The 15,792-nt window shown below is 58.2% G+C and carries 14 protein-coding genes and 1 pseudogene; 4 read left to right on the top strand and 11 right to left on the bottom strand.

From position 1 onward, the window contains the following. Positions 1-172: 172 nt before the first annotated feature. The 8 genes and pseudogenes from hflX to dusB form a co-directional block, all read right to left on the bottom strand. Positions 173-1,501, bottom strand: coding sequence for a GTPase HflX (gene hflX / locus PVA19_RS10085; protein WP_062425343.1), 1,329 nt, complete (start codon positions 1,499-1,501; stop codon positions 173-175). 198 nt (positions 1,502-1,699) lie between these two features. After that, complete coding sequence (hfq, locus tag PVA19_RS10080) at positions 1,700-1,942, bottom strand: RNA chaperone Hfq (protein ID WP_027673217.1); 243 nt, start codon at positions 1,940-1,942, stop codon at positions 1,700-1,702. A 187-nt stretch (positions 1,943-2,129) separates the two neighbouring features. After that, complete coding sequence (trkA, locus tag PVA19_RS10075) at positions 2,130-3,506, bottom strand: Trk system potassium transporter TrkA (RefSeq protein ID WP_274102297.1); 1,377 nt, start codon at positions 3,504-3,506, stop codon at positions 2,130-2,132. A 46-nt stretch (positions 3,507-3,552) separates the two neighbouring features. After that, positions 3,553-4,917 (bottom strand): nitrogen assimilation response regulator NtrX, encoded by a 1,365-nt coding sequence (gene ntrX / locus PVA19_RS10070; RefSeq protein ID WP_062425345.1) that lies wholly within the window; start codon positions 4,915-4,917, stop codon positions 3,553-3,555. Further along, positions 4,907-7,171 (bottom strand): sensor histidine kinase NtrY-like, encoded by a 2,265-nt coding sequence (locus PVA19_RS10065; RefSeq protein ID WP_274102296.1) that lies wholly within the window; start codon positions 7,169-7,171, stop codon positions 4,907-4,909. The genes ntrX and PVA19_RS10065 overlap by 11 nt, the downstream gene beginning before the upstream one ends. A 148-nt stretch (positions 7,172-7,319) precedes the next feature. After that, positions 7,320-8,770 (bottom strand): annotated as a pseudogene (gene ntrC / locus PVA19_RS10060) (nitrogen regulation protein NR(I)). Beyond that, positions 8,767-9,912 (bottom strand): two-component system sensor histidine kinase NtrB, encoded by a 1,146-nt coding sequence (locus PVA19_RS10055; RefSeq protein WP_274102295.1) that lies wholly within the window; start codon positions 9,910-9,912, stop codon positions 8,767-8,769. Before PVA19_RS10055 ends, ntrC begins: the two are co-directional and overlap by 4 nt. Beyond that, positions 9,909-10,925, bottom strand: a complete 1,017-nt coding sequence (dusB, locus tag PVA19_RS10050) for a tRNA dihydrouridine synthase DusB (protein WP_274102294.1) — start codon at positions 10,923-10,925, stop codon at positions 9,909-9,911. The genes PVA19_RS10055 and dusB overlap by 4 nt, the downstream gene beginning before the upstream one ends. 254 nt (positions 10,926-11,179) lie before the next feature. On the opposite strand from dusB, the gene PVA19_RS10045 reads away from it, so the two are divergent. Together PVA19_RS10045 and PVA19_RS10040 are read left to right on the top strand one after the other, a co-directional pair. Next, positions 11,180-12,367, top strand: coding sequence for a bifunctional 2-C-methyl-D-erythritol 4-phosphate cytidylyltransferase/2-C-methyl-D-erythritol 2,4-cyclodiphosphate synthase (locus tag PVA19_RS10045; protein WP_274102293.1), 1,188 nt, complete (start codon positions 11,180-11,182; stop codon positions 12,365-12,367). After that, positions 12,364-12,867 (top strand): CinA family protein, encoded by a 504-nt coding sequence (locus PVA19_RS10040; RefSeq protein ID WP_274102292.1) that lies wholly within the window; start codon positions 12,364-12,366, stop codon positions 12,865-12,867. The genes PVA19_RS10045 and PVA19_RS10040 overlap by 4 nt, the downstream gene beginning before the upstream one ends. Here the strand turns inward: PVA19_RS10040 and PVA19_RS10035 are convergent. The 3 genes from PVA19_RS10035 to PVA19_RS10025 form a co-directional block, all read right to left on the bottom strand. Further along, on the bottom strand, positions 12,855-13,304 hold the full coding sequence (locus PVA19_RS10035; protein WP_274102291.1) for a type II toxin-antitoxin system RatA family toxin: 450 nt from the start codon (positions 13,302-13,304) through the stop codon (positions 12,855-12,857). The genes PVA19_RS10040 and PVA19_RS10035 overlap by 13 nt on opposite strands. A 9-nt stretch (positions 13,305-13,313) precedes the next feature. Further along, the gene (locus PVA19_RS10030; protein WP_337993150.1) at positions 13,314-13,826 is read right to left on the bottom strand and encodes an AAA family ATPase; all 513 of its coding nucleotides are present in this window, start codon (positions 13,824-13,826) and stop codon (positions 13,314-13,316) included. 74 nt (positions 13,827-13,900) lie between these two features. Continuing rightward, the gene (locus PVA19_RS10025) at positions 13,901-14,485 is read right to left on the bottom strand and encodes an AAA family ATPase (RefSeq protein ID WP_274102289.1); all 585 of its coding nucleotides are present in this window, start codon (positions 14,483-14,485) and stop codon (positions 13,901-13,903) included. Positions 14,486-14,675: 190 nt separating this feature from the next. Between PVA19_RS10025 and PVA19_RS10020 the strand changes: the two genes are divergently transcribed. Then, positions 14,676-14,858: a hypothetical protein gene (locus PVA19_RS10020; RefSeq protein WP_062425355.1), complete on the top strand. Its 183-nt coding sequence runs from the start codon at positions 14,676-14,678 to the stop codon at positions 14,856-14,858. A 78-nt stretch (positions 14,859-14,936) separates the two neighbouring features. Further along, entirely contained in the window at positions 14,937-15,668 is a 732-nt protein-coding gene (locus PVA19_RS10015; protein WP_274102288.1) for an AraC family transcriptional regulator, read from the top strand. Positions 15,669-15,792 lie beyond the last annotated feature (124 nt).

The raw sequence follows: 15,792 nt of genomic DNA, 5'->3' as shown, positions 1-15,792 counted from the left end.
CAAGAGGCGACCGTGACTGAGGACATAGTTGATATGCGATGCTGCTATCGATTCTAAAACGTGCCGCGATCCTTCATGTTCACGTCCACGCTTCAAGTTGTTGTTTCGCCCTGCTCCCCCATCGCATAGTGGCGTCACACTTTATGGGACCGGTTTCGGCGAGATATCGCCGTCACCGTTCCCAGTCTTCCGACTGCGTCTTGGCACCGAGACCGAGCTTCCGCTCAAGGGCTGCCCCCTGCTCTCCCGAAAGCCGAATGTCGAGCGCAACCGAACCGTCTTCGCGGTCTTCGCGGCCATCGACGATGGCATTGTCGTAAACCCATGAGAGCAGCTGCAGCTGATCGACGCTCAACACGATTGTGGTTTCCGTCAGGACGCCCGACAGACGAACAGAAACATCGTCCATCAGCGCATCGACACCCTCGCCTGTCAGTGCGGAGACAGCACGGACATTCGCCCTTCCCTCTGCCTTCTGCATGATGGCGTCATGTGCTTCCGGCTCGAGCCGGTCCACCTTGTTCCAGACCTCGATGATCCGTTCCTCGGCAACCTTTTCGTCAATGCCAAGATCGCCAAGAATGCGCATGACATCGCCCGCCTGTGCGGCATTGTCGGGATCCGACATATCGCGCACATGCAAAACGAGATCGGCTTCGAGGACCTCTTCCAGCGTTGCGCGGAAGGCGGCGACCAGGTGGGTCGGCAGATCGGAGATGAAACCGACCGTGTCCGAGAGGATAACGGTGCGCCCATGCGGCAGCTTCATACGGCGAAGCGTGGGATCGAGCGTGGCAAACAGCATGTCTTCTGCCAGAACGCCCGCGCCAGTGATGCGGTTGAACAGCGTCGATTTACCGGCGTTGGTGTAGCCAACCAGCGCTACGATCGGATGAGGCACCTTACGGCGTTTGGCGCGGTGCAGTTGGCGGGTCCGCACCACCTGCTCCAACTCGCGCTCGAGACGCACGATACGGTCTTGGAGAAGACGTCTATCCGCTTCGATCTGCGTTTCACCCGGACCACCCATGAAGCCCGCACCACCGCGCTGACGCTCAAGGTGGGTCCAGCTTCTGACGAGGCGGCCCTTCTGGTAATTGAGATGGGCAAGATCGACCTGCAGTGTGCCTTCCTTTGTGGAGGCGCGGCGTCCGAAGATCTCAAGGATAAGACCGGTCCGGTCGATGACCTTGGAGTTCCACTGCTTTTCGAGATTGCGTTGCTGAACCGGCGTCAAAGGGTGATCGACGATCACGAGACCCGCATCCGTTTCATCGAGCAGATGACCGATTTCTTCGATCTTACCGGTGCCGAACAGGGTCGCTGGACGCGGCTGGCTGACGGGGACGATCAGGCCTTGTGTGACGGTGAGGTCAATGGCGAGAGCCAGACCTTTGGCTTCTTCGAGCTTTGCCTCCATCGACCGCAGAGGTGCTGTCGCCGTCGCCTCGCGATGGTCACGCTGCTGCTTCAACTGCGGGACGAGGACGACGGCGCGCATGTCGTCGCGCCGCTTTTCGAGCTCGGGAATGATGGATTCGTTCGACGTATCGCGTGTAGAAATGTGCTGGCCCTTTCAATTGCTGGTGCCAGTTTAAAATATAGGCAGCTACACGACAAAAACAACGGAGCTCGATCGTGAGTTCCGTTGTCGATCGCTGCAGGACCGGGAGATTGGGTCCGTCTCAGAAGCGGTGAATCAGGCCGCGCCTTCTTCGGTCTCGAACATCTGCATGGGCTGGCCGGGCATGATGGTGGAGATCGCGTGCTTGTAGACGAGCTGCGAATGTCCATCGCGGCGCAGGAGCACGCAGAAGTTGTCGAAAGACGTGACGACACCGGTCAGCTTGACACCGTTGATGAGGAAAATCGTCAACGAAATCTTTTGCTTACGAACGGTGTTGAGAAAGAGATCCTGTAGGTTTTGAGAACGTTCCGCCATGGCGCCGCTTCTTTCTTTTTTGCCCGGATGGGAGACCGGGAAATCAAACTATCAATAATGCAATCCCGCTGGCCGTGCCCCCTGCCAATGGGTGAAACTCTGGTATCAAATCACGCTCTGTTCCGCAATGTCGAAAAACTCATGCTACTTTTTGCCGGCCTCCCGACATAGTGCGCTTGTCGATAAATTAGAAATATTGCAACGACACCCTGAAAAGTTGTTCTACATCGCGCACGGAGTCCGCCGAGGCGAAGAGAATGACCCGGTCCTTCGCCTTGATCTTCATGCTACCATCCGGGCGCAAAACGGTCTTGTCGCGATAGACTGCGCCGATGCGGATCCCCTCGGGAAGATCGATCTCGCGAAGCGCTTGCCCGACGAGCGGGGAGGTTTCCAGCGCTTCCGCCTCGATGATTTCGCCATTGCCGCGCTGTACCGCATAGACGGAGCGAATGCGGCCCTTGCGTACATGCTGCAACACGCGTGAAATCGTCACGGCCCGCGGGTTGATATAGGCGTCCAGTGCCAGTGACTTCGCCGCATCGTGGAAGGACGTAGCATTCAGCAAAGCGAGGTTCGACTTGCAGCCCATCTGCTTTGCCATCACCGCGCCCAGAATATTGGTCTGGTCGTTGTTGGTCAGCGTCACAATCAGGTCGGCGTCCTGGATGTCGGCCTGATGAAGGATTTTCTGGTCGAGAACCGACCCGTGCAGCACGATCGTTGAATTCAAATTCTCCGAGGCCGCGATCGCTTTGTCGCGATCGAATTCGATGATCTTGACCCGGGTCTTCGGCTGCAATTCCTCGATGGAACGCGCGACATACTGGCCGATATTGCCACCACCGGCGATCACGATCCGGCTCGCCTCTTTCTCCACGTGACCGAAGAGCCCAAGCGTGCGGCGAGCGTGCTGGCGTTGACATATGACATAGGCGAGGTCGCCGGTGCGCAATTGTTCTGAGGAATCGACCGACTTCAGGTGGCCGTTGCGGAAAACACCGACCACAGTCGCCACCAGATCGGGAAAGAGCTGGCTCAACTGCTGCAGCGGCGTATTGACGACCGGGCAGTCCTCCATGCATTCGATTGCCAGCATCGAGACATTGTCATCGGCAAAGCGCACCACATCGGTGGCGCCCGGGAAAGCAATGCGACGAAGCACCATCTTGCCGACTTCGATCTCTGGAGAGATCGTCACATCGATCGACATGTTCTCGCGGCTGAACAGGTCACCATATTCGGGCGCCAGGTAGCTTTGATCGCGGATCCGGGCGATCTTGGTCGGCACGCTGAACAAGGCATGCGCCACTTCACAGGCGACGATGTTGATCTCGTCATAGAGCGTGACGGCAATGATCATGTCGGCCTGATCGGCACCAGCCTTTGCCAGCACGTCCGGGTGCGAGCCGTGGCCGACATAGCCGCGCACGTCGAGCGTTTCGGTGATCGCCGAAATCAGGGCTGCTGAGGTATCGATCACCGAAACCTCGTTGTCTTCGCGCGACAGTTGTTCGGCGATGCCGTAACCCACCTGCCCCGCGCCACAAATGATAACCCTCATGCGCCCTCTCCGAGCCTATTTCTAAACCCTGCCGAGCGCATGCCCATCAGACGCCGAGAGATTTGAGCTTGCGGTGGAGCGCGGAGCGTTCCATGCCGACGAATTCAGCCGTGCGGGAGATATTGCCGCCAAAGCGGTTGATCTGTGCCACGAGGTAATCGCGCTCGAACATTTCGCGCGCCTCGCGAAGCGGAAGCGTCATGATGTGTTGATCGCCCTGTGCGGCAATCTTCGGCAGCATGTCGCCAATATCGGAGGGCAGCATGTCGGCGGTAATAGACGTGTCGCCGCCTTCCGGACGGGTCAGGATCATCAAGCGTTCGATATTGTTGCGAAGCTGGCGGATGTTGCCCGGCCAATCATGCGTCTGCAGGACGGCCATGGCGTCATCGCCGATCTTGCGCGGACGAATGCCAGCCTGTTCCGAAATCTGGCGGATGAACATGTCCACCAGGAAGGGGATATCCTCTCGGCGCTCGGAGAGTGCCGGAACCTTGACCGGGACAACGGCCAGACGGTGGTAGAGATCCTCGCGAAAAAGCCCCTCGGAAATCAGGTTCTCAAGATTGAGCGCCGTGGAGGAGATGATGCGGACATCGACCTTCACCCGCTTGCCGCCGCCCACACGCTCGAACTGCTGGTCGACGAGCACGCGCAGGATCTTGTTCTGCGTCTCGCGCGGCATTTCGCCGACCTCATCGAGATAGAGGACGCCGCGATGCGCCTCTTCCAGTGCACCAACCTTGCGTGGCTGCCCCGGTAGCCCCTCGGTGCCGAAAAGCGCGATCTCCATGCGTTCCGGTGTAATCGTGGCCGCATTCAGCGCAACAAAAGGCCCAGTAGCGCGCGACGACTTCTTGTGGATCATGCGCGCCACAAGCTCCTTGCCGGAGCCGGAGGGGCCAAGGATCATGATGCGGCTATTGGTTGGTGCTACGCGGTCGATCGTCTGACGAAGCTGTGAAACGGCGAGAGACGCGCCGATGAGTTCGACAGCGTCGCCAGTCCGCTTCTTCAACTCCTGAACCTCGCGCTTCAGCTTGGAGTTTTCCAGCGCACGTTCGGCAATCAGGATAAGACGGTCAGCCTTGAACGGCTTTTCGATGAAGTCGAAGGCGCCGCGTTTGATGGCGTTGACCGCTGTCTCGATGTTGCCGTGACCGGATATCATCACGACCGGCAAGTCAGGGTGACGGTTCTTGATTTCATCGAGAAGCGCCAGACCATCCAACTTGCTTCCCTGCATCCAGATATCGAGAAAGATCAGCCGCGGCACGCGCTCCGAGATGGCAGCCAACGCGCTGTCGCTGTCATGCGCCATGCGCGTCTCGTGACCCTCATCAGACAGAATGCCCGCAACGATCTCACGGATGTCGGCCTCGTCGTCGACGACCAGAATATCAGATGCCATATGCAACTTCCTTGTCAGTTTCGCTGCCAACCACTTCGACACGCGGGAGCAGCACCCTGATCATGGCACCGTGGCCATGATCGAAATCGGCGGGCGCATCATGCAATTCGAGATGACCGCCGTGTTCTTCAATGATCTTCTTGACGATGGCGAGACCAAGCCCAGTGCCCTTATCGCGCATCGTCATGTAGGGCTCGAGGATGCGGTGACGGTTTTCGACCGGCAGACCTCTGCCATTGTCGATGACATCCACCACGAACCGGTTGTTCGATTCGTCAAAATCCGCACGGACCAGGATACGGCCCTCGCGACCCTCTGCAGGATCGACCGATTCGATTGCCTCGGTGGCATTCTTGATAAGGTTGCCGAATGCCTGGCCGAGCATGCGGGCATCGAACATGCCTTCCAGCGGCTTATCGCCGAGCTCGGTTTTGAAGCTCACATGGCTTGCACCCATCTCCCTGAGGAAGGTGGCATCTTTGAGGACGGTGCGCAGATCGGAGCGTTCCTTGGTCGGCTTCGGCATGCGGGCGAAGGCGGAAAACTCATCCACCATACGGCCAATATCGCCGACCTGCCGAACGATCGTGTCGGTACACTGATCGAAAACCGCGCGATCGCTGTCATCGATCTGCTTGCCGAAGCGGCGCTTGAGGCGCTCTGCCGAGAGCTGGATCGGGGTCAACGGGTTCTTGATTTCATGTGCAATACGTCGTGCCACGTCCGACCAAGCGGTGGAGCGCTGGGCAATGACAAGATCGGTGATATCGTCGAGCGTGATGACATGGGACTCGCGGCCATCGCGGGCATCCTCGCGCGTGACCTGAACGCTCAAGGTGCGCTCCTTGCCGCGGCGCATAATGTTGATCTGCTGACGAAAATCTGCGCGACCGGATGCCGACGCTTCCGCCAGCACATGCTCGATCTCGGGTGCTGCGACAGAGAGCGGCGCACCGACAAGATCGGAAGACGGAAGAGCAAGAAACTCTTCTGCCGACGGATTTACGATGGTGATCACCCGGTTCTCATCGACGCCGATGACAGCGGCCGTGACACCTGAGAGCACCGCTTCGATAAAGCGACGGCGATCATCGATATCGTCCTTCGCCTCGATGATCTCTTCCTGCTGGCTGCGGATTTCGGAAATCATCTTGTTGAAGGTTCGCGACAGGCGACCGACGTCGCCGTCGATGGCGCGCACCGGTACCAGCACATGCAGGTTGCCGGTTGCCACACTGTCAGCGGCGCTGATCAGCAAACGGATCGGGCGAACGATACGGTCGGCGACCGCGATCGCCGTCCAGATTGCGGCGAGAAGCACAATCAGCGCGAAGCCGAGATAGAGAATGGCAAAGGCAATCTGAAGCGGCGCACGGCCGGATTCCATTGCCTTGTATTCTGCGCGGTTCTCCTCCATCAGCCGCATGGCCGACATGACCTTGGGATCGACGGCGCGCACCGTGTAGAGGAACGTTCCGCCAATCCCCTCAAGCTTGATGATGGCGCCCACAAGGTTGGTCACGCCCGGCGGAATGAGCGTTGGCTGGCCTGCCGCGGCCTTTTCAAGCGCATCTGCCGGGATTGCCGGTAGCGGGCGTTCCGTGGCGATATCGGCCTGCACGACCGCGTCACCATCCGCCTGGACGAGGAAGGCGCCAAGCATGCCACGACCTTTGGCCTGGCGCGTCATCAGATCGACGAAGCCGGTGCGGTCGAGATAGAAGAGCGCGCGGTTGCGGTCGAGGTCGGTCGCCATGGAGAGCGTCTGGCCCTGCAGATAACCGGCATTTTCCAGCATATAGGCCTGGGCGATATTGCTGGAGGAATCAACGATCGCCTGGGTACGCAGTGCGAACCAGCGGTCCAGTCCGACATTCAGCGTCAAACTGGCGAAAATCGCCACAAGCACAGCCGGGGTGATCGCGACGATCGAAAACAGCACGACAATGCGCACATGCAGCCGAGCCGCGGCCCTTCCCTTGCGGCGGGCCTTCAACAGACGGCTGATTTCCCGGCCGATGAGATACATCAGGCCAATGACGAAGATGGAGTTGATGACGACCGAAGCGATGACGACGTTGGAGGTCGGCGCGATCGGCGTCAGCCCGAGGAGCACAATCAGCGTCACGATGGCGCAGATCAACGCTACGCCAGCGAGAACGAGACCTGGCAGCGCAAACGACATGCGGCGGTCGGCAATCAACATGCCCGCCGCTTGCTCGTCGGCTTTTCCTTCGACGACAGGTTTACGCATCGATCATCATTCCCAAGCCGCCATGATAGGCAGAGACGCCACAGCCAAACGTCATTCGTCGCGGATTGCGAATCTATGACGTCACAGTGTTTTTCAAGCAACAGTTTGTGGCGAAAATGCAACGACGATCTTCGTATTGTCAATATCCTCAGGTGGTACGAGAGCTGCGATACACGGAAACGCCGAGTTCGCGGATCTTTTTCCTGAGCGTATTACGATTGAGGCCGAGCAGATCTGCCGCCTTGATCTGATTGCCGCGCGTGGCGGTCAATGCTGCAAGGATCAACGGATACTCCATTTCGTGAAGTACGCGATCATAGAGGCCGGGTGGCGGCAGGTTCTCGCCGAAGCTCGAGAAATACTCCCGCATGTTCTCCTCCACCGCCTGCGAGATCGTCAGGTTGCCGCTGCGAACGGTCGTCCGGTCGATTGGGCTGTCTGGAACATCCGACTGGAGTTCCTGCTCGATGATCTCGCGGGTAATGACTTCCTGTGGATAAAGCGCCATCAGGCGGCGGATCAGGTTCTCAAGTTCGCGGACGTTGCCAGGCCAAGCGTAAGCCTTCATCAACTCCAGCGCCTCACCCTCAAAGCGCTTGCCCTCAAGACCTTCCTTCTCACCCGTCTGGATGAAGTGACGGACAAGATCGGGAATGTCTTCTGCTCGGTCACGAAGCGGTGGCAGGCGCAGTGGAACAACGTTCAAACGATAATAGAGGCCTTCGCGGAAAAGACCCTGATTGATCGACTGCTTCAAATCCTTGTTCGTCGCAGCGACGATGCGGACATCGGTACGGATCGGCGTGCGGCCGCCCACAGTCGTGTATTCGCCCTGCTGCAGGACGCGCAGCAAACGGGTCTGTGCATCCATCGGCATGTCGCCGATTTCGTCAAGGAAAAGCGTGCCGCCTTCTGCCTGTTCGAAACGACCGGTCGAGCGGTTCTGTGCGCCTGTGAAGGCCCCCTTCTCGTGGCCGAAGAGTTCCGATTCGATCAGATCGCGTGGAATGGCGGCCATGTTGATGGCAACGAAGGGACCGTTGCGGCGCTTGCCATAATCATGCAGCGCGCGAGCCACCAGTTCCTTGCCGGTACCGGACTCGCCGGTGATCATCAGCGTCAGGTCGGTTTGCATGAGACGCGCCAACACGCGGTAAATTTCCTGCATTGCAGCGGAACGGCCGACGAGCGGCATGCCATCCTGCATGTCGTCATCGAGCTTGGCAGGCTTGCGCTTCGGCTCCGACAGAGCGCGCCCGATGATGGCAATCAATTCCGTCAGATCGAAGGGCTTGGGCAGGTAGTCGTAAGCGCCCTTTTCCGATGCTTGATGGCGGTCATGAAGGTGTTTTGCGCGCTCATCACGAGAACTGGAAGCTCGGGACGAGCCTTCTTGATGCGCGGCAGAAGATCGAAGGCGTTCTCATCCGGCATGACTACATCGGTGATGACAAGGTCACCCTCCCCCGCCGAGACCCAGCGCCACAGCGTTGCGGCATTGGACGTGATGCGCACATCGTAACCGGCGCGGCTCAGCGCCTGGTTCAGAACGGTGCGGATAGCCGCATCATCATCGGCCACGAGAATCGTTGCTGTCATGGATTGGACCCTGTGTTCGGTATAATGCTGTCGTCCGGTGCAACTTCAGGCGAAACCGGCATCAGGACGCGAAATGTTGTGCGATGGTTCTGGCTGTCGCACTCAACGATGCCGCCATGCGCGCCGATCAGCTTCGCCACCAGCGCCAGCCCCAGGCCGGAACCATTGGTCTTGGTGGTAATGAAGGGATCGAAGAGATGCGGCAGAAGATCGGATGGCACACCCGGGCCATTATCGTGGACGCAGAATTCGAGCGGCAGAGAGATGCGCTCTCGGCTGCCCGCCACCGAAAGGCGAATGCCCGGACGATAGGCTGTGGTCAGAATAATCTCGCCGTCCGTCTGGTTACCGACTGCTTCGGCCGCGTTCTTCACCAGATTGAGAAAGACCTGCACCAGCTGATCGCGGTTGGCATAGACCGGCGGCAGGGACGGATCGTAATTTTCGGTGATCTTGATGTTGCGGGCAAAACCGGCCTTGGCAACGGCTTTGACATGGTCGAGAACCGAGTGGATATTGACCGGAAAGCGGTCCACTGGACGCTCGTCGGAAAAAATCTCCATGCGGTCGACCAGAGAAACGATGCGATCGGTTTCGTCGCAGATCAGGCGTGTCAGCGCTCTGTCCTCATCCGGAACCGATGATTCAAGCAGCTGTGCCGCACCTCTAATGCCGGACAGCGGATTTTTGATTTCGTGCGCCAGCATTGACGCAAGGCCCGTGACGGAGCGAGCCGCCGCGCGATGGGTCAGTTGACGGTCGATCTTGTCCGCCATCGACCGTTCCTGGAACACCACGACGACCGAGCCCGGCTCGCTGACAACGGGAGCGACATACAGATCGACGAGCTTGTCTTGGCCAAGGCGTGGGGAGGACAGATCGACACGATACTCATTAACGGGCGCGCGGCGTTCCCGAACCTGATCGATCAGTGCCAAAAGCGGGCTGCCAAAAGGGATGAAGGTGGAAATGCGATAGCGCGCCAGATGAGCGGCACTGGCACCGAAGAAGGCCTCAGCCTCCCAATTAGCGAAAGCAACAAAGCCCTCGGCATCCACCAGAATGACGGGGTTCTGGACGGCGTTCAGAACGGCCATTGCCAAGGCGTTGCCCCCCGACGCAGAGGAATTTCCAGCGCTCATGCGGCCTTCCTTGAAGCATCGTCCTGCGCGCCGCGTTCAAGTGCGCCGCGCAGCACAGCGATGACCTCGTTCGTGTTCTTTGATGTCATGATTTGCACCTTCTCCTCCACCGTGGTTGAGGGAGCGAAGCGATCGAGATACCAGCCGAGATGCTTGCGCGCATGACGCAGGCCTGCCTCCAGACCGTAAAAGTCGAGCATCATCTCGTAATGTTCAACAGCGATATTGGCGATCTCCTGCCGCGCAGGTGCTGCGTGACCGGCAAGAACAGCCGGCAACCAGGGCTGCCCCTGCGCCCCACGTCCCACCATCACCGCATCGGCACCCGAGCGGCGCAATATCTCGGCGACATCGCTTTGCGTTTCCACGTCACCATTAGCGATCAGCGGTATGGAAATGGCGTCGCGGACGGCGCGGATTGCGTTCCAATCTGCCTTGCCTTCGTAAAACTGCATGCGGGTGCGACCGTGGATGGTGATCAGCTTTACACCTGCGGCTTCGGCCCGCGCCGCGATGTCCGGAGCATTCAGGGACTTTTCGTCCCAACCCAGCCGCATCTTCACCGTAACCGGAACATCGACCGCCTTCACGGTGGCTTCGATGAGGGTCAAAGCATGATCGGGATCGCGCATCAGCGCGGAGCCGGAATAGCCGCCAGTCACCTTCTTTGCTGGACACCCCATATTGATGTCGATGATATCGGCGCCGTTATCGGCGGCGATTTTTGCAGCCTCAGCCATCCAGTGGGCTTCGCGTCCGGCAAGCTGAACCATATGCGGCGTCATGCCCGCATTCTTGAGACGAGCCCAGGACTCGCCCTTGTTTGCGACAAGCTCACGGCTTGCGACCATCTCGGTCACGACGAGGCCTGCACCAAAGCGCCAAGCCAGTTGACGGAAAGGAAGATCGGTTACCCCGGACATAGGGGCAAGCACTGCCCGGTTACGAACAGCCACACTACCGATCTGAAATGAGTCTGACAGCGCCGGGAGATGCAATTGGCGATCTTTCATGCAGATAGAAAAGTTGCATTATTTTTAGACAGCGTTTTCGCGCTTGCCAAGCACCCGCGCTGCTTTTTTGCGTGTTTTTTCATGAAACTTCGTTGCGTAAGAGCAAGCCATGTTCAAATGACGAAGCAATAGGCGAGTTTCAGCTCATAGCAGGCGCCAATCACGGCTGGTCATTCGGCTTTTGAAACGTTAGATCACGCATGTCAATCTGCAACAACAGCAGATACGGCGTAGGGGAAATGCGGAAATCCAATATGAAAATCGGTGTCGTCATTGTCGCAGCGGGTCGCGGGGAACGCGCAGGCTCACCGGAAGAGGGTCCGAAACAGTATCGGTTGATTGGCGGCAAACCCGTTATCGAGCACACGCTAAGGACGTTCCTCGGCTGGCAGAAAGCCGCAAAGATAGCCGTCGTCATTCACCGAGACGATGTTGCTCTCTATAAGCCGATCGAGGCTGGTCTGTCTGCGCCTGAGCGGATGCTCGTTGTCACCGGCGGTGCAACCCGCCAGCAATCGGTTCTTGCAGGGCTCGAAGCGCTTGGCGCAGATGACGTCACGCACGTGATGATCCATGACGCAGTCCGCCCCTTCATCGATGTCGATCTTCTGGAACGGGTAGCTGCACGTCTCGAAAGCGGAGCCGATGCGGTGCTGCCTGCCCTTGCGGTCACAGACACGTTGAAGCGCGGCGAGGCATCGCTGGTGCGGGAGACCGTATCCCGCAGCGGCCTGTTTGCCGCCCAGACCCCACAGGCCTTTCGATACAGCGCGATCCTTGCAGCGCACCGTGATGCGGCCTCATCGGGCCGAGACGATTTCACTGACGACGCCTCGATTGCGGAGTGGGCCGGACTGCCCGTCAGCCTCGTCGAAGGATCTGTCGATAATGTCAAACTTACTTTGAAGCGGGATATTGCCATGGCTGACGAAAAACTTTCTGCCGCACTTCCGGATGTACGAACCGGCAATGGGTATGATGTCCATCAGTTGGAAGACGGCGATGGTGTGACGCTTTGTGGCATCTTCATTGCCCATGATCAAAAGCTCAAGGGCCATTCCGATGCGGATGTGGCGCTTCATGCACTGACCGATGCCCTGCTCGCCACGTGTGGAGCCGGCGATATTGGCGATCATTTTCCACCATCGGACCCGCAATGGAAGGGTGCCGCCTCGCGGATTTTCCTCGAACACGCGGCAAAGGTCGTGCGCGGCAATGGCGGCACGATCATGAATGCGGATGTGTCGCTGATCGCGGAAGCGCCACGCATCGGACCGCATCGCCAGGCCATGCGCGAGAACCTGGCAGAGATTCTCGGGATCTCGCTCGACCGTTGCTCAGTCAAGGCAACCACCAACGAGATGATCGGCTTTGTCGGACGGCGTGAAGGCATTGCAGCGATCGCGACTGCGACGGTGGTTTATCAGCAGAGGCCGGTATGAGCATCTTCCCAGCGGATATCGAGGAACGGGCCCGTCACATCATCGCAAGCTTCTCTGAGGCAGGACATATGGTGTCGACGGCGGAAAGTTGCACAGGCGGTTTGATCGCAGGCGCCCTCACCGAGATCTCCGGCTCCTCGGCCGTCGTCGACCGCGGCTTCGTCACTTACACGAACGAGGCGAAGATGGACATGCTGGGCGTCTTGGAGCCGACCTTGAAAGCCTATGGCGCGGTCTCCAGAGAAACTGCGCTCCAGATGGCGCATGGCGCGCTATTTCGCTCCCGTGCACATGTCTCGGTCGCGGTCACGGGCATTGCCGGCCCCGGTGGCGGCTCTGCCGCAAAACCGGTTGGCCTGGTGCATCTGGCAGCAAAGAGCCGCGATGGCAGGCTCATTCATCGTGAAATGCGTTACGGCGATATTGGCCGCGATCAGGTCCGTCTTTCAACCGTCAGAACCGCTTTAGAGATGGTTTTGGAACTATCTCATTCCGCATAGATACGGTCGGCGCGGGCTTCGAAAGCTTCGGCGAACATGCGGAACGCACGATCGAACATCGACCCCATCAAAGCGCCGAGAAGGCGGTTCTTGAACTCGTAGTCGATGAAGAAATAGACCGAGCATCTGCCATCATCGGTCGGCTCGAAGCGCCAACGATTGTCCAGATAGCGGAACGGCCCGTCGAGGTATTTGACATCGATAGCACGCTCTTCCGGCTTCAAAAGCACCTGCGTGGTGAAGGTCTCGCGGATGGCCTTGTAACCAACCGTCATATCCGCCACCAGCAGCGTCTTGCCGTCACGCTCTTTCTTGGAGCGCACGGTGAGCCCGTCACAGAGAGGCAGAAATTCCGGATATTTCTCCACATCGGCGACGAGATCGTACATCCGGTCGGGAGAATGTTTGACAAGGCGGCGTGTTTCAAATTGCGGCATGAGCCGGAATTAATGTGCACTCCGCATAAGATCAAGGAGGCGGTCCGCCTCACGTCGAGATTTCACCTGAAATATCGGGACCTCTGGACCGTAAAGATCGAAATTGCGTTCGAAAAGCGGTGCGTGACGTTGCTCGAATGTCCAGATATAGGTTAGGAATTCGAGATTGGGCAACGGTTCAGCGCAACCGTCAGCCATATCTGGTCGAACGCGCCCATAGTTGCGCATGACACGACGCCCAATACCGGCCAAACAGGTGAGGCGGGAAAGGCGCATCCAGATCACAACATCGGTCCTGGGCAAGCGAATATCGAAAGTGGAGGGATTGCTTCCGTCCAACACCCAGCGATCATGAGCAACGATATCTCGGATGATGCGATGCTGCTCTCCTTGTTCGCGTTGCGTCCAATTTGGGAGCCAGCGCACATCTCGGTCGATCGAGAAGTATTCGGCTTGAAGGTGATGCGCGACCTGCCGCGAGAGCGTTGTCTTTCCGCCACCGGACGAGCCGACCACCAGCACGCGGGAAGCACGTCCCAATAATCTCGCGGCCTCCACGATATCAGAAATATAATTCGGCATCCCTGCCCCCCGCTCTACCGCTTCAGTTCACCGCCAATCGCCGAGTCGAGATCACTGAGCAGGCGATTCGTATCCTGGTAGCTTGTGAGAATGATGACCGGTAAATCCCTCCGGGCAGCCTCGATATGCTGAACGATCTCAGGCGACTCAGCCTTTTCGAAATTCCAGATATAGGAGAGAAATTTCGCGTCGATCTTTTCCGGGCACCCTTCGGCCATTTCCGGTCGCACTTTGCCACGGTAACGAAGCCAGCGCTTGACGACGCTGGTCAAAGACATCCAGCGGGGAAAGCGCAACCAGATGACAGCCTCCGTCCGCGGCAGGCGAAGAGGCAGCGTGCCGGGGCTGTTGCCATCGATAATCCAGCGGTCTTCGGCTGCAAAGGCGGTCATGCGCTCAACAATCTCCGGCCTCGGTCTCAGCTTCCAGCCCGGCAGCCAGAAAATGTCGCGGTCACATGATATGTGTGGCAGTCCGAGCCGTTCGGACAGCTGGTTGCTCAGCGTGCTTTTGCCGTTGCCGGAGCACCCCATGACAAGAAGACGGCGGGAGCCCTTGATGATTTCGGCGGCTTCTTTAGTGTCATTGACGATGATCATCCTCATCACCCCTGCATAGCAGTTCTTAGAAAATCGCTATTGCAACCCTGCTGGGTGGATTGCTATTAAATTAGAAGATTGTTTGCAGCCATGAGATGCAACCGAGCCAAGATGATCATTTTTGGCGCGGTTTCGTGTCTGGCGCGTTTTTCAACCATAAACCGGACCTAGGGTCCAGCCGAGAGATACGATGGACGACTTTGCCAACATCATCAACCTTCTCGAATCCGCCAAGCAACTCGCCTCGATGAACAGTATGCCGGTATTGGCTTACCTTATCGATGTAGCAAAGTGTGAAGCGCGTGAGAACAAGCCGGTTCTGCGCAAGCGCAAGCGCGGCGAATCGACGGTGAAGCAGGAGACCGAGGCCTGAACTACTGTTCAGTCCTTTATGCTTCATGTTAGAAAGTGGCCGCGAGGCCACTTTTTTGTTTGAGGGAAGGAGAACGCCATGCCAGCCGCATCTGTCGATCTTCGTTCCTATTCAAAGGAATGGCCGGAGGAACGCCATGCCTTCGTCCAGATCGTCGTGCCACTGCAAGGCAGCATGGACATCGAGGTTGGCGGGTTGCAGCAGCGCCTCTCGACCTCCAAGGCCGTTCTGATTACCGGCAATATCAAGCACAGCATTGTCACATCGGACAACAACCGCTCCCTGATCGTCGATCTCGACGAGCGATACGTCCCAGAGGCGACACTGGAGAGATTCTGCAACAGGCCGTTCATCGACCTCACCAATCGATCGTCTTCTATCGCGCGCCATATGCGACGATCCATTCACGATGGCGAAGACAACTCATCCTCAACGAGGTTGTGGGCAGAGCTTCTGGTCGGAAGCTTCACGGACGAAAGGGCCGACATCGCGTCTCGACTGCTGACGCTCAAGGCACTGATCGAGATCGATCCGTTCCAACCTTGGACGGTGGAGCGCATGGCATCCGAGGTGGAGATCAGCACCAGCCGTCTGCACGCTCTGTTTCTCGATTACTTTGATGCCACGCCGCACGCTCTGCTTGCCGATGTCCGGATGAAGAAAATCTGCGCGCTTCTTTCAGGCTCGCCCTTGCCGATTGCCGAGATTGCGACACGGGCGGGCTTCTCCGATCAGACAGCCTTGACGCGCGCAATGAAGAAGTCGCTCGGCACCACGCCTGCCGCCTATCGGCGCAACGCCATTTCCTGAACCGTAAGAGTTTATGTCAAGACAGGCATTTCTTGTGCATGGCACATAGAGCGCCGCGCGGCTTCTTGGCCGCGCAGAGGACGCTCAATCTTTTTGAATCTACGCATCGTGCTTTTCCGAAAAT

It is taken from the genome of Agrobacterium sp. CNPSo 3708 (genome assembly GCF_028674915.1).
GTDB lineage: Bacteria > Pseudomonadota > Alphaproteobacteria > Rhizobiales > Rhizobiaceae > Agrobacterium > Agrobacterium cavarae.
Note: the sequence above shows the minus strand (reverse complement) of the source record. Positions and strands in the feature narration are given on the sequence as shown.